Here is a 21,108-nt window from a genome sequence, read left to right on the forward strand (position 1 = left end):
CAATAACTAAGCATTCGTTGCGTCCGCAGGACGAACAATGAAAGCGCTGTTGAACGGAACCTACGGTTGCCGGTGTTACATTATGGGGTTGCCGGTCTGCGATGCAAGGGTATTTGAGCAAACTATCAGGTTTGTTTTTTATGCAGTGCTGGTTAAGATTTATCTTTTGTATATTAATCGAACGGAAGTGGTTCAACTGCCCTGCGCCAAGCCGAGAACCGTTACCTGCCATTATTTCATCCGGTTGATTCAAAGAAAGAAAGGCAACGAAGAATACAGCCCGTGCTCTTCGCTTTCTCTGTAATTTTTGCAGGAATAAACTACCGCCGCCACATTAGATCAAAAGGTATTAACCTTTCAAGACCGCACAATCATTGTACGAAAGCGAACACTCAGCACCGGGAAAGGTTTTCCAACAATCTGAAAATCATATAATTTTTAAAAAGGCATAGTTATTCGTCCAAATCGGCTGGAACCAACTATGATTTAAAAGCTTCAAAACTAAAACAACGATAAGCCGATGATGAAGTTTACCGCTATCTTGCTTTTCCTTTTTTCTTTGCTCCATGCAAATGCATTTGGTCAGCATCAATTTTTAGTACTGCACCAAGCCGTTTCATCAGAAATAAACCCACAAAAGCCGGACTCGTTTTATATAAAAATGCAAAAGAGCCAATTTGCAAGTTTACGAGTAACTGAAAAAAATGTTCGGGTTTTTGTAGAAGTGTTTGATCCATCGGACAGCCTGTTCATGATTGTAGATGAAAACCAAATGGGCAACAAAGAGGTGGTTTCATTTTTTAGCAAAGCTTCTGGCAACTATAAGGTTAAGGTTATGTGGGGGTTTATCAAGCCGCTGTCCGGAAAGTATTCTATTATTTTAGATAAGCTGGAAATGAGCGGCCAAACGCCGGTACAAAAAGCAGCCCAGTTGTTTGATGGTTGGTACGAGAACGAAGCGCCAGGAGCCGCTGTTCTTGTCATGAAGAATGGCAAGGTTGTATTTAAAGGTACCAAAGGTTTAGCCAACCTGGAAGACAGAGTTCCCTTGCAAAGCAACTCAGTCTTTGAGATTGCCTCCTGTTCAAAACAATTTACCGGGCTGGCTGTGGCTATGCTGATCGACAAAGGCATGATTGGGTTAGAAGATGACATTCGGAAATATATTCCGGAGATGCCCGACTATGGACACACCATAACCATTGCCAATTTGGTCTACCACACCTCGGGAATCAGAAGTACCGACGACCTGGAATTTGCAGGGTTCACACCCGAAGACATCATTACCCTTCCTATGTGTATCAATTTCGCCGTGGCCCAACAGCATTTAAAGTTTACACCAGGAGAGCAGTATCACTATTCCAATACCAATTATAATTTGCTGGCTGAAATTGTGACCAGAGTTACAAAGCAAAGTTTTGCCAGTTGGACCAAAGAAAACATATTTGAACCGCTGGGAATGAAGGCCACTTTCTTTAAAACAGAGCCTGGCCAGGTTTATGTCAACAAGGTGCTTTGCTATAAAGGAATACAATCGGGTTTTCAGCAAAAGCAAAACAATTGGGCGGCCACAGGTGCTTCTGCCCTTTGTACCACGTTGGATGATTTGGCGAAATGGGTAAACAGCTTCGAAACGAAAAAATTAATCAACCCAAACATTGAAAAATTACTGGAGTCGAAAGGTTCCTTGAATAACGGTAGCAAAACAGCTTACTCTTTTGGCAATGAGTGGAAAGAAACCGGCGGAAAGAAACAAATCATCCATCTTGGATTGGTTATCGGATATCGCACGGCCATTGTACGATTTCCAGAAGAAAAGCTAGCTGTTGTTTATCTTTCCAACGACGACAACGATGCTACTTTCCAACGTTATTTAAAGATGAGTGACTTGTTTCTGAATGGTAATTTAAGGGAACAAAAACCCACAACGAATAATATCCCAGTAGCAGAAACAGTAGTGAAAAAAATGGAAGAGGGTGACAAGTATAGAGAAACAATCGACCTGAGCCCATACACTGGAACTTATTTTTCTGAAGAACTCTCTTGTGTGTGGGTATTAAAAACAGAGGACGGCAGACTGGTAATTAAACATCCCCGCATGCAAACGATTAAATTGAAATACTCCGGGAATGACAGTTTTGGCTTCCTGAAGTTTGATCGGGATACAGAAAATAAGATTGTTGGATTGAAAATATTAGGCGAAGGAATTGCTTTTGTAAAAAGCGCTAAGTAGATAGGCAGTCATAAACCGCCGATCAATGCTGCTGCAGTACAGGTTTCAATCATTCAAAAACAAAGTGGTTCATTGTTTTAATTATTCAGCTCCGCTTCCTATTTGTAGTCGTTCAACAATAAAATAAACGCTACCTGCATCAGGTCTTAGTTTAAAAAGAACAGCTGCCTGCTTTGCGATTGCAGTCGTTATATAATAAACGCTGCCCCTCATGTTTTGCAGTCTGTTCCATGAATGCTTTTTGACTGAGCTTAAATAATGATTAAAAATTATTTCACCAATACTGTCTGATAAGGAACACCGCTTATTATAACGGCCCGCATCCTGCTTATGCGCTACTTTAATGATGGCTTTATTAGGCTCCTTCGCAGAATGTTTACGATAATAAGTTTGTAAAGCCATATCGGTTCTTACAGCTACCCATGTGGCTTCTACCAATAAACTCCTGACATAACACCTGACTTTAAAGAAAGTGACTTTGCAGTTCCAATGATTGAAAGATTTCTTGACAAAAGCCTGAAAAGAAATGATGACTGACAATTACGAAAAAAACAACGAACTGCTAACATCGGCTTGGCAGTATGGTTGGTGAAATGCTCGCCCGATGTTTGTGTTTCTTCACTTCATCCCTGTATTAAAATTTGTAACTTTTCTTGAGCATTAAAGCCATACCTGTTTCCTGTTCACACCGCGGCCCTTGCTAAAGTTTGCATCAAGTATTAGTGTACCGGCCTATATTTCCAAACAGAACCTTTTCGGCCCCACTGTTTTATCACATCCGTCATTGGCTTATTTTTGCGGGGTGAACAACAGCATTCACCCAGAAGAAAAAGTTTCCGGCAATGGTTCATTGGAAAAAAGCAAAACCGCTATCCTGGCCATTGAATCTTCCTGCGATGAAACGTCGGCATCCGTTTGTGTTGACGGAAAGATTTTATCTAATATAATTGCCACCCAGGCCGTGCATGAACAATATGGCGGCGTTGTGCCCGAACTTGCCAGCAGGGCACATATACAAAACATTGTGCCCGTTATTGATGCTGCCCTGTCTGCTGCCAATTATCAACTGTCGGCTATTGATGCCATTGCTTTTACGCAGGCGCCGGGGTTAATCGGCAGTCTGCTGGTAGGCGCACAGTTTGCAAAATCGTTATCGCTGGCGCTGGATAAACCGCTAATTGCCGTGCACCACATGCAGGCGCATGTATTGGCCAATCTTATTGCAGAGCCCAGGCCTGCATTCCCCTTTTTGTGTTTAACTGTCAGCGGCGGGCACACACAGATTGTGCTGGCGCATTCACCTTTGCAGCTTGAAATAATTGGGGAAACCATTGATGACGCTGCAGGTGAAGCTTTTGATAAATCAGCCAAAATGCTTGGCTTGCCTTATCCCGGCGGCCCGCTCATTGATAAATATGCCAAACAGGGCAATGCCAAAGCCTTCAAATTTGCAGAGCCGCAAATTCCGGGTTTGAATTTTTCTTTCAGCGGGTTAAAAACCTCCGTACTGTATTCACTGCAAAAAGAAGTAAAAAATAATCCCGCTTTTATTGAAGAAAACCTGTACGATCTCTGCGCTTCCGTTCAATATACCATCATCCATATTTTAATGAAAAAACTGAAGAAGGCAACGGAACAAACCGGCATAAAACAGGTCTGTATTGCCGGCGGCGTTAGTGCTAACAGCGGCCTGCGCATTGCACTTAAAGAATATGGTATAAAATATAACTGGCAAACTTTTATTCCTGCTTTTGAATATTGTACCGATAACGCCGCTATGATTGCCATCACGGCTTATTATAAATATCTCGCCGGCGATTTTGCCGGATTGAGTATAAGCCCTACGGCAAGGGCCGAATGGTAAGAACTTGCGGATGAAGCCATAATTAACAGCACCGCGATCTGTGTTAACTGTTAAACAACAAACCGCCTATCTTTTCCCTTGTAACAAAATACTACATTTGCGCCCCAAAAAGATTCGCAAACAGCACAAATGAGCAACGAGAAAGAAATAAGCCGCAGGAGAACATTTGCTATTATATCGCATCCCGATGCCGGTAAAACCACATTAACCGAAAAGTTCTTGTTGTTTGGCGGCGCTATTCAAACAGCGGGCGCTGTAAAAAGCAATAAAATTAAAAAGCATGCCACGAGTGATTTTATGGAAATTGAAAGGCAGCGTGGTATTTCGGTGGCTACCAGTGTAATGACGTTTGAGTATAAAGATTTTCTCATTAATCTTTTAGATACACCCGGCCACAAAGATTTTGCGGAAGATACCTACCGTACATTAACAGCCGTTGACAGTGTAGTGCTGGTGGTTGACAGTGTGAATGGCGTGGAAGAACAAACCCGCCGCCTGATGGAAGTTTGCCGCATGCGCAAAACGCCGGTGATTGTTTTTATTAATAAGATGGACCGCGATGGTAAAAACCGTTTTGACCTCCTGGAGGAAATTGAAAAAGAACTGAAGATACAATTGCATCCGATGACCTGGCCCATCAACAGCGGTAAAGATTTTAAAGGCGTATATAACCTTGATGCCAAAAGCCTGCTGCTGTTTACGGCTAATACAAAAGCCACAGAAGATGATAGTATTGTAATTGAAGACTTAAATGATGATTTTCTGAACGATAAAGTTGGCAACAATGATGCTAACATACTGCGTGAAGATGTGGAACTCATAGATGGCGTATATGGCAAATTGAATACGGAAGATTATTTATCAGGCAGCGTGGCGCCGGTTTTCTTTGGCAGTGCCATCAACAATTTTGGGGTAAAGGAATTGCTTGATACATTTATAAAAGTTGCACCGGAACCATTAGACCGCGAAACGAGTAAGCGCATTGTAAAAGTGGATGAGCCAAAGCTCAGTGGTTTTATTTTTAAAATTCACGCCAATCTCGATCCAAGACACAGGGACAGGATTGCTTTTATGCGTGTGTGCAGCGGTAAGTTTGAACGCAACAAATATTATCATCATGTGCGGTTAGATAAGGATTTCCGTTTCAGCAATCCTTATTCTTTTATGGCACGCAGCAAGGATATTATTGAAGACGCTTATCCCGGCGATGTAATTGGTTTGTTCGATACCGGCAATTTTAAAATAGGCGATACGCTTACCGAAGGCGAAGATTTTTATTTTACCGGCATACCTTCTTTTTCACCGGAAATTTTTAAAGAACTCGTGAATAAAGACCCGATGAAAACAAAGCAATTGGAAAAAGGCATAACGCAGTTAACAGATGAAGGTGTGGCCCAGTTGTTCACACAGTTTGGCGGCAATAAAAAAATTATTGGTTGTGTGGGCGAACTGCAGTTTGAGGTAATTCAGTACCGCTTATTGAATGAGTACGGCGCAGCCTGCGAGTTTAGGGTTTTACCGTTTTACAAGGCTTGCTGGCTTACGAGCAATAACCAGAAAAAGCTGGATGAATTTCTTCGTTTTAAACAGCAAAACAGCGCGGAAGATAAAGATGGCAACCCAGTTTACCTTGCCCAGAGTGAATGGTTTTTAAATACAGAGATTACAAACAACCCTGATATTGTATTTCATTTTACAAGCGAGATACATAAATCAGCATAACTTATTTATCCTTCTTTCTTTGTACACGGGGTTTATAATAAAGCACACTGGCTTTTTCAATTGTCATTAAACCTCCGCAACCTGTTTGCTCAAGCATTTGCCCTGCCGTTTCTGCAAATGCATTTATTTTATCTTCAACATCTATTATTTCTATAACAATAGGAAGGTCCTGCGATATTTCTATAAGCTTGGCAGTATGCACCAATGAAGAAGCGCCAAAAGACATAATACCACGCAAAACAGTGCAGCCTGCAACCTGCTGCTTTTTTGCTTCAAATAAAATGGCTTCATACAATGGCTGGTGGCCAAGTTTATCTGCTTCGCCAATAAACAGGCGCAGCAGCTTTGAATCGTGCCCCGGTTCCATAATCAGAATATTAATTTAATGAATAAAATACCGGCATGAACAGCGCCAAACCCAATGATCACACTAAGTGATACATACAATAAAGCATAAAGGAATTCGCCGTCGAGCGCCATACTTACGTTTTCGTAAGCAAAGGAAGAAAATGTTGTAAACCCGCCGCAAATACCGGTAGCGAGAAAAAGCCGCATTTCCGGTGAAAGCAGGTTGCCCTTATCGGATAACGCATACACAAGGCCAATGACAAAACAACCAATAATATTTACGATTAATGTGCCAAGCGGAATAGAAGAAGGATAATTATTTTGCACATATTGCTGAAGTAAATACCTGCAGATACCGCCTATAAAACCACCTATTCCTATAAACAATAAATTCCTGAACATAGCAACAAAATTATTAAACTACGAACAGGAGTCATCAGCTTTTTACGGCGGTTAATGGCGAACCCCATCGCCGGTGCAAATATATAGTTGAATACAGAAACGCATTTAAAACTTTTAGTTGTATAATAAGTTATATTGCAAACAGGTTAAACCGCAACCGCTGCTGATTAAACTATCAACTGCTGCAGCGTGCAACGCAACCGTGCTTTATAGGAATACAACAGCTCATCACACATAAATAAAAAATAAGCAAAGCTTATGAGATGCTTTTATTGCATCATGAAAACACCAAAAAGCATGTTGCCCGGCAATTGAAATAATAAAACTATACGAATGAAAATACGCGAAATAAAAATTTTAAGGGGCCCGAATTACTGGAGCATACGCCGTCCAAAGCTCATTCAAATGACGCTTGACCTTGAAGAAATGGAGCAACGCCCAACCAATACAATTGATGGTTTCCCTGAGCGTTTGCAAACGCTTATGCCAAGCCTGTATGAACACCGTTGCAGCGAGGGTAAACCCGGCGGGTTTTTTATCCGCGTAAAGGACGGTACGTGGATGGGCCATGTGATTGAACACATTGCATTGGAGCTGCAAACGCTGGCCGGCATGGATTGCGGCTTTGGCCGCACACGCGGCACAGGCAAAGAAGGTGAATACTTTGTTGTGTTTGATTATATGGAAGAAGATGCCGGGGTTTATACGGCAAAAGCTGCTGTGCGCATTGCAGAAGCATTGATTGATGCACAACCGTATAACCTTGATGAGGATATTCAGCGGCTGCGTGAAATAAGGGAAGATACAAGGCTGGGCCCTTCAACCGGCAGCATTGTTGAAGAAGCTGTAAAGCGCGATATTCCTTTTATACGGCTGAATAAACAAAGCCTCGTGCAGTTAGGTTATGGTGTACATCAAAAACGCATAAGGGCAACCATTGCAAGCACCACATCCACCATCGCAGTGGATATTGCAGGTGATAAAGAAGAAACGAAAAATTTACTCGATGCAGCACAAATACCTGTGCCAAAAGGTACGGTTATACGTAGTGAAGAAGGTTTAAAAGATGCGGTGGAACGGTATGGTTACCCGTTGGTAATAAAGCCTATTGATGGCAATCATGGCAAAGGCAATACCACTAACATCACAACTTATGAACAGGCGCTGAAAGCATTTGAAGCAGCCAAACAATACAGCCGCAGCGTTATTGTTGAAAAGTTTATTACCGGCTTTGATTTCCGTGTGCTGGTCATCAACTATAAATTTATATGCGCTGCATTAAGAACGCCGGCAAGCGTTATAGGCGATGGCGAGCATACGATTCAATGGCTGATTGATGAAACCAATAAAGACCCCCGCCGCGGTTATGGCCATGAAAAAGTTTTAACGCAAATAACCATCGATCAGTTCACGCAAAAAATGCTGGATGAAAAAGGCTATACATTAGAAACAATCCCGTCAAAAAAAGAACTGGTATTATTAAAGCCAACCGCCAATCTTTCAACAGGCGGCACATCAACCGATGTTACGGATGAAGTACATCCGGTAAATATTTTTATGGCCGAACGTATTGCCCGTATCATCGGCCTTGATATTTGCGGCATTGATATAATGGCGCCTGATCTTAAAAGGCCTGTTACGGAAAATGGTGGCGCTATCCTTGAAGTGAATGCTGCGCCGGGTTTTCGCATGCATGTTGAGCCATCGGAAGGCATTGCAAGAAATGCAGCGGAACCTGTGATTGATATGCTGTTTCCCAAAGGGGCCACAGGCCGCATTCCAATCATAGCCATTACAGGCACGAATGGTAAAACCACCACCACGAGGTTAACCGCACATATTTGTAAAGCCGCAGGTAAAAAAGTGGGTTATACAACAAGCGATGGTGTTTATATTCAGAACCAGCTAATGATGAAAGGCGATTGTACCGGCCCTGTCAGCGCCAGGTTTGTATTAAGTGATCCTACGGTAGATTTCGCCGTGCTGGAAAGCGCCAGGGGCGGTTTATTAAAATCGGGTTTGGCTTTTGACAAATGCGATGTTGCTATTGTTACCAATGTTACAGCAGATCACATGGGGCTTGCCGGCATTAATACACTGGAACAGATGGCGCGGGTAAAAAGCGTAGTACCCGAAACTGTACGAAAAGGCGGCTTTGCCATATTGAATGCAGACGATGACCTTGTTTATAAAATGAAAGATAACCTCGATTGCAATGTTGCTTTCTTCAGCATGGATGAAAATAACCCGCGTATAAAAAAACATTGCGCGGAAGGCGGATTTGGCGCCGTATATGAAAATGGTTATATCACCATCTTGAAAGGCACCTGGAAAATACGCGTAATGAAAGTGAACGATATTCCTATAACCTTTGATGGCAAAGCCATTCATAATATTATGAACACATTGCCTGCCGTGCTGGCAGCTTATATGTTCAGGGATATTTCTATTGAAGATATACGAACAGGCTTAACCACGTTTGTGCCTTCGCCTGCGCTAACGCCGGGCAGGCTGAATATGTTTGAGTTTAAGAAATGCAAGTTCCTTGTGGATTTTGCACATAACCCTGCCGGGCTGGAGTTGCTTGGTAATTTTGTGAGCAAGATGGATGGCTCGCCCAAAGTGGGCATTATAAGTGGAACGGGCGACAGAAGGGATGAAGATATTCGCGAACTGGGCAGCTTATCAGCAAAATATTTTGATGAGATCATTATCCGCTGCGATAAAAATTTACGTGGCCGTACTGCAGAAGAAATTGTGAATTTATTGGTTGAGGGCATTAATGAAGCGAAAACAAAAGAAATTCCTTTCGAGATAATTTATAATGAACAGGATGCTATACTGCATGCCTACAACAATGCAAAGCCTGGTTCTTTAATCACCATCATGTGCGACGTGGTATCGGAAGCGCTTGATTTTATTAAAGGCTTAAAAGCGAAAGAAGATGCGGAATAAACTTTGAAAAATTGTTTCAGTTATTTGTTTACAGGAGGTTGTTCAAATAAATAGTTTTAAAAAATAAGCCACAGATGCACAGATTTTATCTGTTCACCTGTGGCGATAATTCTTAATAAATTTTATAGAAGTATTTTTTGATACAGCATTGTTTTACAACGTTGCCATATCAATAACAAACCTGTATTTTACATCACCTTTCAGCATACGTTCATACGCTTCATTGATATATTTTATGTCGATCACTTCCACATCAGACACTATATTCTTCGAAGCACAATAATCCAGCATTTCCTGTGTTTCCGGAAGGCCGCCAATCAATGAACCGCCAATACTTTTTCTGCCCATAATAAGATTGAATGCCGGGATTTTAGCAGGTGCTGGAGGCGCGCCCACACAAACCATGGTGCCGCTTGTTTTCAGCATGCTGAGATACATATTATAATCATGTTCAGCAGAAACCGTATCAAGAATAAAATCGAAATAGCCAGTCATTTTCTTTACCTGGCTTTCATCTTTGGTAAGTACAAAATTATGTGCACCGAGTTTTTTTGCATCCGCTTCTTTTGACGGCGAATGGCTGAGCATGGTTACTTCTGCGCCAAAAGATGCAGCCAGTTTTACGCCCATGTGCCCAAGGCCGCCAAGGCCGAGAATACCAACTTTTTGCCCCTCGCCTACCTTCCAGTGACGAAGCGGGGAATAAGTGGTAATGCCCGCACAAAGCAAGGGTGCAACAGCTTCCAGCGGCTGATCTTCCTTAATGGTAAGTATAAAATCTTCATCCACCACAATCTGCTTGCTGTAGCCGCCATAAGTAACACCGCCGCTGTGTTTGTCTTTACTGTTGTATGTGCCTGTTGAACCATTTAAGCAATATTGTTCAAGGCCTTCTTTACAATTGGCACATTCGCGGCAACTGTCAACCAAACAACCTACAGCAGCGAGATCGCCCACTTTAAATTTTTTTACATGATTACCAACTTTTGTAACGCGGCCAACAATTTCATGGCCGGGCACTGCAGGATAAACAGCGCCGCCCCATTCGTTGCGCACTGTATGTAAATCGCTGTGGCAAACACCGCAGTATAAAATATCTATCTGCACATCGTGTGGTGTGGGTTCTCTCCTGTCTAAACTCCAGGGCGCTAAAGGCGCAGTTGCGCTTTGCGCTGCATAAGCTTTTGTTGCCATAATTTAATTTATTTACGAAATATGAATAGTTGCTAAAAACTGCGGTTTAATATTTTGCAGCTTCAAGGTTGTAAAATTCAATTGCATTATTATAAAAGATATTATTTTTTTCATCTGCTGAAAACGAAGCAAAATATTCAGTTGCAATTTGCAAGACTTTTTTATAAGAAGCAGCAACCAGGCAAACCGGCCAGTCGGAGCCATACATTAATCTTTTGGTTCCAAATGTTGATGTTACCACATCAAGGTATGGTTTGAAGGTTTCGTTTGAAAAGCTTTTTCGCTCGGCTTCGGTAACCATGCCCGATATTTTGCAATAAACATTTTCACATTGTTTAAATGCTTCTATATCTTTCTGCCATTGTTCAATCTCTCCTTTTTTAATATAAGGTTTGGCAATATGGTCTATTACAAATCTTTGAGAAGGGAAAGATTGCACCAGTTCAAGTGCATATTTCAATTGATCCGGAAAGATGAGAATATCATACGTAAAATTGAATGGCTGCAGTTTGCTGATGCCATTTTTGAAAGCGGGCTTCAGCATGAGCGCCCTGTCTTTTTCGCCCTGTAAAATATGCCTGAAGCCTTTAAGCTTTTTATGCTGGTGCCAGTAAGCAAGCCTGTCTTCCATATCACCAGCCATCAGATCAACCCATGCCACTGTGCCTTTTATAAAATCATTTTCGTTGGCATACTTTAAAAAAATTTCATTCTCTTCTTCTGACTGGTTTACCTGAACCGTTACACAGCCTTCCACATTATTTTCCTTATAAACAGTTTCAAGGTCAGCCGGCAGAAAGTCTTTCCTGATAACAGCCATATCATCTGTTATCCAGGCAAAATCCTGCGCATTGTAATTCCAGAAATGTTGATGGGAGTCGATTATTTTCATGAATGTTTTATTAAATAATCCTTGCAAAGTTTATTCGCTTATCACTGTTGTATGCGCTTTATGTTTACCAGATATATATGAATACATAGCCGGGATTACAAACAGCGTCAATATCAGCGAAAATAAAATACCGCCTACCACCACAATACCAAGCGGAATGCGGCTTGTTGCTGCAGCGCCCAGGCTCATGGCAATAGGCAAAGCGCCAAGCGATGTGGCAAGGCTCGTCATTAATATGGGGCGCAAACGCTGCGTGGATGCTTCTATTACAGCTTCATGCTTACCCATGCCCTGTTCCCGTTTCTGATTGGAGAATTCAACAATTAAAATCCCGTTTTTCGTTACCAGCCCTATCAGCATGATCATACCAATCTCCGAAAATATATTTAATGTTTGCCCGAATATCCACAAGCTCAATAAAGCACCGGCTAAAGCCAGCGGCACAGTAAACATGATAGTGAACGGATCAAGAAAACTTTCAAATTGTGCAGCCAGCACCAAATAGATAAGCAGTAATGCAAGCGTAAAAGCAAACCCAATGTTGGAAGAGCTTTCCGAATAATCCCTTGACGGCCCGCTTAATGCCGTTTGAAAGCTTTCATCCAGCGTCCGGTTGGCAATTGCCTGCATCGCCTTTATACCATCACCAATAGTTTTTCCTCCTGACAGCGATGCAGAAATGGTAGCTGCTTTATACCGGTTAAAATGGTACAATGTGGTAGGGCTGCTGCTTTCAACAAGATGCACCACCGCACTTAATGGAATGCTTTGCCCGCTTGCATTGCGCACATATAAACGCGAAATATCCGCAGGCTCTGTGCGGTTGGCATGTTCCACCTGGGCAATTACCTGGTATTGATCGCTGCCCATAATAAAATAAGCCAGTCTTCCGCCGCTGAACGCCGCCTGTATGGCCGCCACAATATCTTCTGTAGAAAGACCGAGGTCTTTTGCTTTCATCCTGTCTACAGAAAGCTGGATTTCGGGACGATTGAATTTAAGATTTACATCAACATTTGAAAACGTGGGATCCTGTCTTGCTTCATCCAAAAATTTGGGGATCACTTCTTTCAGTTTTTCAAAATCCATATTCTGCAATACGAACTGTACAGGCAAACCGCCGCGTGAACCGGAACCCACGGCAATGGTTTGTTCTTCTGTGGTAAAAATTCTTGCATCATTAAATTTTGATAATTTACGCTGCAGGTCATTGGCTATTTCAGTCTGCGATCTTGTTCTCTCCTGCGGCGGTACAAGGCCAATACGCGGCTGCGCCTGGTTAGTAGAGCCGGTGGGTGTTCTGGCAAAAACAAAATCCCGTTCCGGAACGGAGTCATATAAATAATCCGCTATCTGGTCTGTTATGCGCTGCATATAGGTAAAGCTGGTGCCTTCGGGCGCTGTAACACTGAGGCGTACAGAGCTCTTGTCTTCCAGCGGAGCAATCTCGCTTTGCAGGCTGTTCATGAATATCAGTATAAGCCCAAAACACACTGCAACAATTACAAAAGCAACCCAGCGTATTTTCATAAAACCTTCGAGCAATTTCTTATAACCGTTTTCCATGCCTTTGAAGAAAGGTTCTGTGCGCTCATAAAACCTGCCGTGACCTGCTTTCTTTCCTGTTAAATAAACATTCAAAACGGGCGTTATAGTTAATGATACAAATGCCGATATTAAAACGGCACAGGCCAGCGTAACACCAAATTCGCGGAACAATCTTCCTATAAATCCTTCCAGGAAAATTACCGGTAAAAACACGATCGCCAATGTTATTGAGGTTGATAATACCGCAAAGAAAATTTCCCTGCTGCCTTCCAATGCGGCTTTGCGTATTGGCAAGCCACTTTCCAGTTTTCTGAAAATATTTTCGGTTACCACGATGCCATCATCCACCACCAAACCTGTTGCCAGTACAATGCCCAGCAGCGTAAGCACATTTATTGTAAACCCTGAAATATACATAATGAAGAAAGTGGAGATAAGCGAAATGGGAATATCTATTAACGGCCGGATGGCAATAAGCCAGTTGCGGAAAAAGATGAATATTACAAGCACCACCAGTATAAAGGCGATGATGAGGGTTTCTTTTACTTCAGACAATGAATTGCGGATGTTGACAGTATTATCAATCAGCACCTTAATTTGTATATCACTTTTGTTTGATTTCTGAATGGCATCAAGGCGTTTATAAAATTCATCGGCAATAGCAATGTTGTTGGCGCCGGGCTGGGGAATTACATACAGTCCCACTGCATTTACACCATTATACTTCCAGCTTTGTTCATAATCTTCGGCACCCAATTCCACTTCAGCAAAATCACTTACGCGAACAATGCCGGTGCTGTCTTCGCGAATGATCAGGTTCTTAAATTCATCTTCCGTGGTAAGCCGCCCCATAGTGCGGATAGTAAGCTCTGTATTGCTGCCATAAATTTTGCCAGGCGGCAGGTCTATGTTTTCAGAATTAAGCGCATTGCGCAGATCGGTAAATGAAACGTTATAGGTGTTCATTTTATCAGGCTTGAGCCAAAGCCGCATGGCATAACGCTTTTGTCCGAACAGCCCCACAGAACTTACACCATTTATGGTTTGAAACTGTTGTTGTAAAACATTCTCACCATAATCGCTCAACTCGAGCAAACTTTTGGTGGGGCTTTGAATAGCAAGGATTAAAATAAAATCGGCATTGGCATCAGCTTTTGAAACAACCGGCGGCGCATCAACATCCTGCGGCAAACTTCGTGCAGCCTGACTTACCTTATCGCGAACGTCGCTTGCCGCAGCCTCCAGGTCAACACCGAGATTAAATTCAACCGTAATATTACTGTTGCCCAAGGTGCTCGACGAAGTAAGGGTGCGTATGCCGGGTATGCCATTGATCTGTTTCTCCAGTGGTTCTGTGATCTGGCTTTCGATAATATCTGCATTGGCGCCGGTATATGACGTGCGCACATTTACAATAGCGGGGTCAATAGCAGGATAATCGCGTACGGCAAGAAAAGTAAAACCGGTTACGCCAAACACAATAATCATAATATTCATTACCGTGGCAAGCACCGGGCGCTTAAGCGAAAGTTCAGAGATATTCATTAATTACAAATAATTGTGTGCAACCAAAGGCCGTTTACACTTTTTTCGCTTCCTGCAAGCTTGCAGCATCGATGATAAAACGCTGTTGTTTATTCAACAGCAACTACAAGATCAATGAAAATATTTAAACAAGAGCTACCGAAAAATGCAAATGGTTTTGTTATAAACAGCAAATCTATTTATGCAGTTTTAATATTCTCTAAAAAAGAATGTTTACAGAATATTAATTGATATGAAAGCTGAAAATGTTGAGACAAAATCGTAAACTGAAGTTATACTGCAAGCTTCATCTTTCCTGATTTGCAAGCCTATACACAGCGTTGATTTGAATGCAACTGGCAATACCCGTATCTTTATGCCATAAATAGCTGTTGTTGAGAAATTTTGTTGCCATATTGCTTTTATCAATCCACTTATTTACGCTGGCGGGTTACCGGCTTGTGTTAGGTTACCTGGAACAGAAAGCCGATAAATCACTGGTGCAAAAATTAAACAGCAATCAATATAACGATGCAGACCTCTTAACGATTAAAATACCGCTTAATATGCCGTACACCAACGACAAAAGTGAATTTGAACGTTGTGATGGCACAGTAAAGATCAATGGTGTTTTTTATAATTATGTAAAACGCAAACTGGCTAATGATACTTTGATTTTGCAATGTATTGCCAACAATGAAAAAAGCAAACTGTGTGATGCAAGAGGGGCGTATGCAAAAACTGCCGGCGATGCGCAAACGTCTTCTTCCCACCAGCAAGCCATGATCTCGCTGTTAAAGCTTTTCTTTTTTGAATATAATAATAAAACCGGTTACGACCTGCCTGCGTGCATTTCCGGTCTCTCTCAATGGTACGCAAATAAAAACGATTATGCACTCTGCTCTTTTTATATCGCATCGCCCGAAAAACCTCCTGAAATAATATGACCACAATACTGCGCAGCCTCTATGCCCGGTAAAATCATTATGCTATTAGTAGCGGGTTAGCTATTTCAACATCAATATTATTATTTGAATGAAAAGTTTGCGGAGTTTGATGCTCCGGGCTTAATATTATTCAACATTTGTTACGAAGAAATAAATCTCAATGACGTCATTCAACTCCCGGAAATTATCTGCACCTGTACAAAACAGGCCTGCCGGCACTTACAAGGCCAGCCGCTGGCGCACGTTTTTATTGCCCTTTTCTGTTTTTCTCGGTGCTTTGCTTATCTGGTATTTTCTTGTTCACTTTAATGTTTTTCCATCTTACGCCATGCCGGGGCCCGGCGCCGTGGCAAGAAGTTTTGTAGAAGATTTTGAATCAGGCAGTTTATTAAATGATATTGTTGCTTCATTATGGCGTGTTGCAGTTGGCTTTGTTATTTCTGCCGTACTGGGCATTCCCGCAGGCTTATGGCTGGGGCAACATTTAACAGGAAGACAGGCTTTTTTGCCCATGCTTAATTTCTTCCGCTTTCTTTCACCGCTTGCGTGGATTCCATTCGCCATACTCTGGTTTCATATAGGCGATAAGCCTGCTATATTTCTTATTTTCATGGCTACTTTTTTCCCGCTGGCGCTGGCTACCATGTCAGCCGTGGCTACTATTCCCGCTATTTATTTCAGGGTAGCGAAGGATTATAATTATAAAGGAGCAGAATTGCTTACCAAAGTAACTTTCCCGGCAGTGCTGCCACAAATCATAACAGCGCTTCGTGTGAGTTATGGTATAGCCTGGGTGGTGATTGTTGCCGCTGAAATGGTGGGCTGCCAGGATGGTTTAGGTTATGGAATATGGGAAGCAAGAAACGGGTTAAGGCTCGATTCGGCTGCATGTTATATGATAGTGATTGGCCTGCTGGGAATGGGTATCGACCGCTTTTTATTACAGTTTTCAAAATTACCAAACGTACGCTGGGGATATGAAAGATAGAATACACAACAAGGGGCTTACACTGCAGCATGTTTCTTTAAGCTTTGGAAAAATGCCTGTGCTTCAAAACCTGAATCTCACTGTAAATCCGGGGGAATTTGTGGTGCTGGTAGGCCCGTCGGGCTGCGGCAAAACAACCATACTGAATTTACTTTCCGGCCATATACAACCGGATTCCGGAATTATACATAGGGAAGGCGTTATGCGCACGGTATACCAGAAAGACGGCCTTTTTCCCTGGCTCACCGTTTCACAAAATATCAGTATGGGATTGCGTTCTGTGGGCGATGCACGGCAACGTGAAGAAGAACTGCAATCGCTTTTTGATCTCATTCATCTGGAAGATTTTAAGAACCATTATCCGCATGAATTATCGGGAGGCATGCGTCAGCGTGTGGAGCTCGCAAGGGCGCTTGCCGGCAACTCTGATATCCTGCTGATGGATGAACCTTTTTCTGCACTGGATTATCAAACAAGGCTTCGCATGCGTTATGAACTGGTGCGCCTGCTTGAAAACAGGCCGCGTACTGTAATTTTTGTTACGCACGATATTGAAGAAGCGGCACAGTTGGCTGACCGTGTGCTGGTATTATCCAAAAGGCCTGCAACTATATTGAAAGAATTGGAAATTACAGCAACAAAGCCGAGAGGTTTAACAGACAGCGAAGTGGTTAAGGCAATGAAGGAAATTCTTGAAGAACTTGGCATATTAAGGGATATTGTTGTGTAAACAAATCATTACGACAATGCGGCAATTATATTGACAGGTAAATGTTCCGGTGCTATATCGCTGCTATGGCTTTATAATTAAAATGCGTGTGCCCGGCGTGAATAAACTATCACGCTTTAATAGCTATTTTTGTTTTAATAAAGCAATAACTGCAAGTGCAAACCATTACTAAAACTGCATTGTTTTCCAATAAAAAAACCGGGTTTAATATCCTGCTGTTTGTGCTGTTGTATGTGATATTGCTGCAGGGATTTTACCTGTATGTGGGCATTACCTCACCTGGCGGCAAGCTCTATTCTCCTTTCCTGGACAAATACGCCAACTTGCCCGAATGGCTCACTATTTTTATAGCCAAAACCTCCGTGTTATTACTTAAGCTGGCAGGCTACACAGTTTCTCAGAAAAATCCGGCTAATATTATTATGGAAGGCGGTGGCGGTGTAAATATTGCCTGGGGCTGTCTTGGCGCAGGAGCCATGAGCTTATGGGCGGGATTTATAACGGCACATAAGGCTTCTGCAACATATAAATTGAAATGGATAACAACAGGCATCATTCTCATTTGCGCGGTAAATATATTCAGGGTAATTACCATTGTAATAAGCCTGCATAATCACTGGCGCTATCCAATGCGGTTTGATGCACATACCAGTTTTAATATTTTAACCTACGCCGTTATAGTAGCGTTCATGTATATTTTTATACGGAATTATAAAGCGCAATCTCGAAACAAATGACAACAGAAAGCACTTCGCGGTTTATATCAACGATTCATATAATATTTCAACAGGGTGTTTAGCTATCACTTTAGTGCCATCTTTAATCTGGTGGCGGCAGCTTGTGCCCGGCGCTGCAATAATAGTGTCTTCTGTTTTATTACGCACTGCAGGAAATAATACCAAATCACCTATTTTCATCGACAGGTCATAATGTTCTTTTTCATATCCAAAAGAACCGGCCATGCCACAGCAGCCGGAAGGTATGATTGTTACCGAATAATTTTCCGGCAATGATAAAATCTTTTCGGTTGGTGCAACAGATGATAACGCTTTCTGCTGGCAATGGCCATGCAGTTTTATATTCCTTTTTTCAGTTTTAAACTGTTGCGCGGTAATGTTGCCTTTATCAACTTCCCGCGCAATAAATTCTTCTACTGTAAACACTTTTTTTGAAAGCGCTTTTGCTATTTCAAACAAATCATCATCAGCAAGATCAACATATTCATCACGGAAAGTAAGTATGGCCGAAGGTTCAACGCCAATAAGCGGTTTATCTTCTGTTATTAAAGGATGAAGCGTTGCAATATTTTTATTAATGATCTTTTTTGCATCGCGTATCAGCCCTTTTGAAAGCCAGGTTCTGCCGCTTTCCTCATGCGCCGGCATAATTACTTCATAACCTAATTTTTCAAGCAGGAGAATAGCTTTGATACCAATTTCCGTATCGTTATAATTGGTGAATTCATCGCAGAAGAAGTGAACGGCCTTCCCTCCTACGCCTTCCGCCTTTTGCCTTTTTTCATACCAGCTCCGCAATGTTGTTTTATATACAGTGGGCAAAGAACGCTCCACGGCAAAGCCGGATATTTTTTTTATAACATGGCTGATGGTTTTATTCTTTACTGCAAAATTGTAAAGGCCGGGCATCAAAGCGCCGAGCTTTGCAGATTTAGTGAAGTTGGCAATAAGCCTGCTCCTGAAAGGAACACCATTCGCATCATAGTAATGCTGCATAAATTCAGCTTTGAGCTTAGCCACATCAACGTTGGAAGGACATTCGGATTTGCAGCCTTTGCAGCTCAAACATAAATCCATCACATCATAAATTTCCTTATGATCAAAGCGGTTGATTTTATCTGAATGGGTTAAAAATTCACGAAGGATATTAGCCCTTGCCCTTGTTGTATCTTTTTCGTTGCGTGTGGCCATGAATGACGGGCACATGGTGCCACCTGATAAATGCGTTTTTCGGCAATCGCCGCTGCCATTGCATTGTTCTGCATGCTGCAATACATCCTGGTTGTAAAAACGAAACAACGTTTTAAACTTTGGTGTTTGCTGCCCCGGCGTATACCGCAGCATCGTGTTCATGGAAGGTGTATCAACAATCTTATCCGGGTTAAAAATATTTTGCGGGTCCCAGGCTTGTTTTATCTGCCGCAATAACTGGTAGTTTTTTTCACCCACCATTTGCTTTATAAATTCGCCACGTAATCTTCCATCGCCATGCTCGCCGCTTAAGGAACCCTGGTATTTTTTTACAAGCGTGGCTATTTCTTCGGCAATTGTCCTGAATAACCGGTTGCCTTCTTCTGTTTTTAAATTAATGATGGGCCGTAAATGAATTTCGCCGCTGCCTGCATGCGCATAATGCACAGAATACAGGTCATATTTTTTTAGGATAACATTGAACTCTTCAATAAAAGCGGGCAGGTCATTTACGTCAACCGCGGTGTCTTCAATAACTGGTACGGCTTTATCATCGCCGGGCAGGTTGCTTAATAAACCTAGCCCAGCTTTACGCAGGTTCCATATCTTTTTTGTATCCTCGCCAAACAATAAAGGAAAATGATAACCGAGGTTCGCCGCACGCATCCCGGCTTCCACCTGTTTTGCAATGACTTCAATTTCTGCCCTTGTATCTTTTTTAAATTCAATTACGAGAATAGCGCCCGGATCGCCCTGCACAAAAAAGCGGTTCTTTCTTTGTTCGATATTATCCTTTGTACACTCTAAAATAAAATGATCGATGAGCTCACTTGCTGTGGGATGATATTGTAAAGCGATAAGGTTTGCCCGCAGCGATTCATCCACATTATTAAAATGCACACAAAGCAGGCCCGTTTCTTTTGGCGGCAGCGGAACAACATTCAGTTTTATTTCAGTGATGAAGGCAAGCGTTCCTTCAGAACCGGCAATGAGTTTGCAGAAATTAAAATCCGGTTCGCCCGCAGTGAAAGGCGCTGTATCCAATAACACATCAACAGCATACCCCGTATTTCTTCTTTCAATACTTTTCTTCGGAAATTCTTTTCTTATCTCCTGCTGGTTTTCATAATTGCTTAATAAGCTGCGGATGTTTTTATAGATGTTTGCTTCAAGGGTTTCGCCTTCGCATTTTGCATGAAATTCATCAATGTTTAATGCTTTAAACTCCGCTTCGCTGCCATCGCTTAAAAAAGCTTTTACTTCCAGCAAATGTTCGCGGGTGCTTCTGTAAACAACAGAGTTAGAGCCGCAGGAATTATTGCCCACCATGCCGCCCATCATGGCGCGGTTGGCAGTTGAAGTTTCAGGCCCGAATAAAAAACCATGTGGTTTTAAAAACATGTTAAGCTCATCGCGTATAACGCCGGGCTGTACACGCACCCATCTTTCTGCCGGATTTAATTCAAGAATTTTTGTAAAATTTTTTGACACATCCACAATAATCCCGTTACCCACCACCTGCCCGGCAAGTGATGTTCCTGCAGTCCTTGGAATTAATGAAGTTTTATTATCGCGGGCAAAGGCAATCAGTTTTTTTATATCTTCTTTGGTTTTGGGGATAGCAACTGCCAACGGCATTTCGCGGTACGCCGACGCATCGGTAGCGTATAAAATGCGCATTGTTTTATCTGTATAAAATTCACCATCCAGACTTTGGGCTAACTGCTGCAATTGCTCTTTCATTTACTTGCACCTCTTTTAACGAGGCTGCAAATTTAAGTTGTATGAAGTTTAAAAGTTCACAAGATTGCGGGTTCGCAGTTGCTTTAATGC

Annotated in this window: 14 protein-coding genes and 1 riboswitch; of the genes, 8 read left to right on the forward strand and 6 right to left on the reverse strand. The window is 42.2% G+C overall.

From position 1 onward, the window contains the following. The first annotated feature begins 520 nt into the window (after positions 1-520). The 3 genes from ACTHN6_RS17455 to ACTHN6_RS17465 all read left to right on the forward strand — a co-directional run bounded on the left by ACTHN6_RS17455 (position 521) and on the right by ACTHN6_RS17465 (position 5,819). Positions 521-2,233 (forward strand): serine hydrolase domain-containing protein, encoded by a 1,713-nt coding sequence (locus tag ACTHN6_RS17455; protein WP_440437064.1) that lies wholly within the window; start codon positions 521-523, stop codon positions 2,231-2,233. A 697-nt stretch (positions 2,234-2,930) separates the two neighbouring features. Continuing rightward, a complete protein-coding gene (gene tsaD, locus ACTHN6_RS17460; protein ID WP_440437065.1) occupies positions 2,931-4,097 on the forward strand; it encodes a tRNA (adenosine(37)-N6)-threonylcarbamoyltransferase complex transferase subunit TsaD in 1,167 nt (388 codons plus the stop codon). A gap of 129 nt (positions 4,098-4,226) precedes the next feature. Then, the gene (locus ACTHN6_RS17465) at positions 4,227-5,819 is read left to right on the forward strand and encodes a peptide chain release factor 3 (RefSeq protein ID WP_440437066.1); all 1,593 of its coding nucleotides are present in this window, start codon (positions 4,227-4,229) and stop codon (positions 5,817-5,819) included. A gap of 1 nt (position 5,820) precedes the next feature. On the opposite strand, the gene ACTHN6_RS17470 is transcribed toward ACTHN6_RS17465, so the two are convergent. Then, a complete protein-coding gene (locus tag ACTHN6_RS17470) occupies positions 5,821-6,186 on the reverse strand; it encodes a DUF190 domain-containing protein (protein WP_440437067.1) in 366 nt (121 codons plus the stop codon). Between the two features lie 2 nt (positions 6,187-6,188). Beyond that, positions 6,189-6,569 (reverse strand): fluoride efflux transporter CrcB, encoded by a 381-nt coding sequence (crcB, locus tag ACTHN6_RS17475; protein WP_440437068.1) that lies wholly within the window; start codon positions 6,567-6,569, stop codon positions 6,189-6,191. Positions 6,570-6,587: 18 nt separating this feature from the next. After that, positions 6,588-6,650: riboswitch (Fluoride riboswitch) on the reverse strand. Between the two features lie 252 nt (positions 6,651-6,902). Here crcB and cphA point away from each other — a divergent pair. Further along, positions 6,903-9,524, forward strand: a complete 2,622-nt coding sequence (gene cphA / locus ACTHN6_RS17480; protein WP_440437069.1) for a cyanophycin synthetase — start codon at positions 6,903-6,905, stop codon at positions 9,522-9,524. A 153-nt stretch (positions 9,525-9,677) separates the two neighbouring features. Here cphA and ACTHN6_RS17485 read toward each other — a convergent pair whose 3' ends face one another. The 3 genes from ACTHN6_RS17485 to ACTHN6_RS17495 are packed head-to-tail and all read right to left on the reverse strand — an operon-like array spanning position 9,678 to position 14,703. Continuing rightward, on the reverse strand, positions 9,678-10,718 hold the full coding sequence (locus tag ACTHN6_RS17485) for an NAD(P)-dependent alcohol dehydrogenase (protein ID WP_440437070.1): 1,041 nt from the start codon (positions 10,716-10,718) through the stop codon (positions 9,678-9,680). A 46-nt stretch (positions 10,719-10,764) separates the two neighbouring features. After that, positions 10,765-11,610, reverse strand: coding sequence for an amidohydrolase family protein (locus ACTHN6_RS17490; RefSeq protein WP_440437071.1), 846 nt, complete (start codon positions 11,608-11,610; stop codon positions 10,765-10,767). 30 nt (positions 11,611-11,640) lie between these two features. After that, on the reverse strand, positions 11,641-14,703 hold the full coding sequence (locus ACTHN6_RS17495) for an efflux RND transporter permease subunit (protein ID WP_440437072.1): 3,063 nt from the start codon (positions 14,701-14,703) through the stop codon (positions 11,641-11,643). Positions 14,704-15,077: 374 nt separating this feature from the next. Between ACTHN6_RS17495 and ACTHN6_RS17500 the strand changes: the two genes are divergently transcribed. The 4 genes from ACTHN6_RS17500 (at position 15,078) to ACTHN6_RS17515 (ending at position 18,084) form a co-directional block, all read left to right on the forward strand. Beyond that, the gene (locus ACTHN6_RS17500; protein ID WP_440437073.1) at positions 15,078-15,629 is read left to right on the forward strand and encodes a hypothetical protein; all 552 of its coding nucleotides are present in this window, start codon (positions 15,078-15,080) and stop codon (positions 15,627-15,629) included. Positions 15,630-15,789: 160 nt separating this feature from the next. Next, positions 15,790-16,617: an ABC transporter permease gene (locus tag ACTHN6_RS17505; protein ID WP_440437074.1), complete on the forward strand. Its 828-nt coding sequence runs from the start codon at positions 15,790-15,792 to the stop codon at positions 16,615-16,617. Then, positions 16,607-17,347 carry an ABC transporter ATP-binding protein gene (locus ACTHN6_RS17510; RefSeq protein WP_440437075.1) on the forward strand — a complete coding sequence of 247 codons (741 nt, stop codon included), beginning with the start codon at positions 16,607-16,609 and terminating at the stop codon, positions 17,345-17,347. The genes ACTHN6_RS17505 and ACTHN6_RS17510 overlap by 11 nt, the downstream gene beginning before the upstream one ends. Positions 17,348-17,502: 155 nt before the next feature. After that, a complete protein-coding gene (locus tag ACTHN6_RS17515) occupies positions 17,503-18,084 on the forward strand; it encodes a hypothetical protein (protein WP_440437076.1) in 582 nt (193 codons plus the stop codon). Positions 18,085-18,105: 21 nt separating this feature from the next. Here ACTHN6_RS17515 and ACTHN6_RS17520 read toward each other — a convergent pair whose 3' ends face one another. Then, positions 18,106-21,018 (reverse strand): FAD-binding and (Fe-S)-binding domain-containing protein, encoded by a 2,913-nt coding sequence (locus ACTHN6_RS17520; RefSeq protein ID WP_440437077.1) that lies wholly within the window; start codon positions 21,016-21,018, stop codon positions 18,106-18,108. Positions 21,019-21,108: the final 90 nt, after the last annotated feature.

It is taken from the genome of Parafilimonas sp., from assembly GCF_051953455.1.
In the GTDB taxonomy this organism is placed as follows: domain Bacteria; phylum Bacteroidota; class Bacteroidia; order Chitinophagales; family Chitinophagaceae; genus Parafilimonas.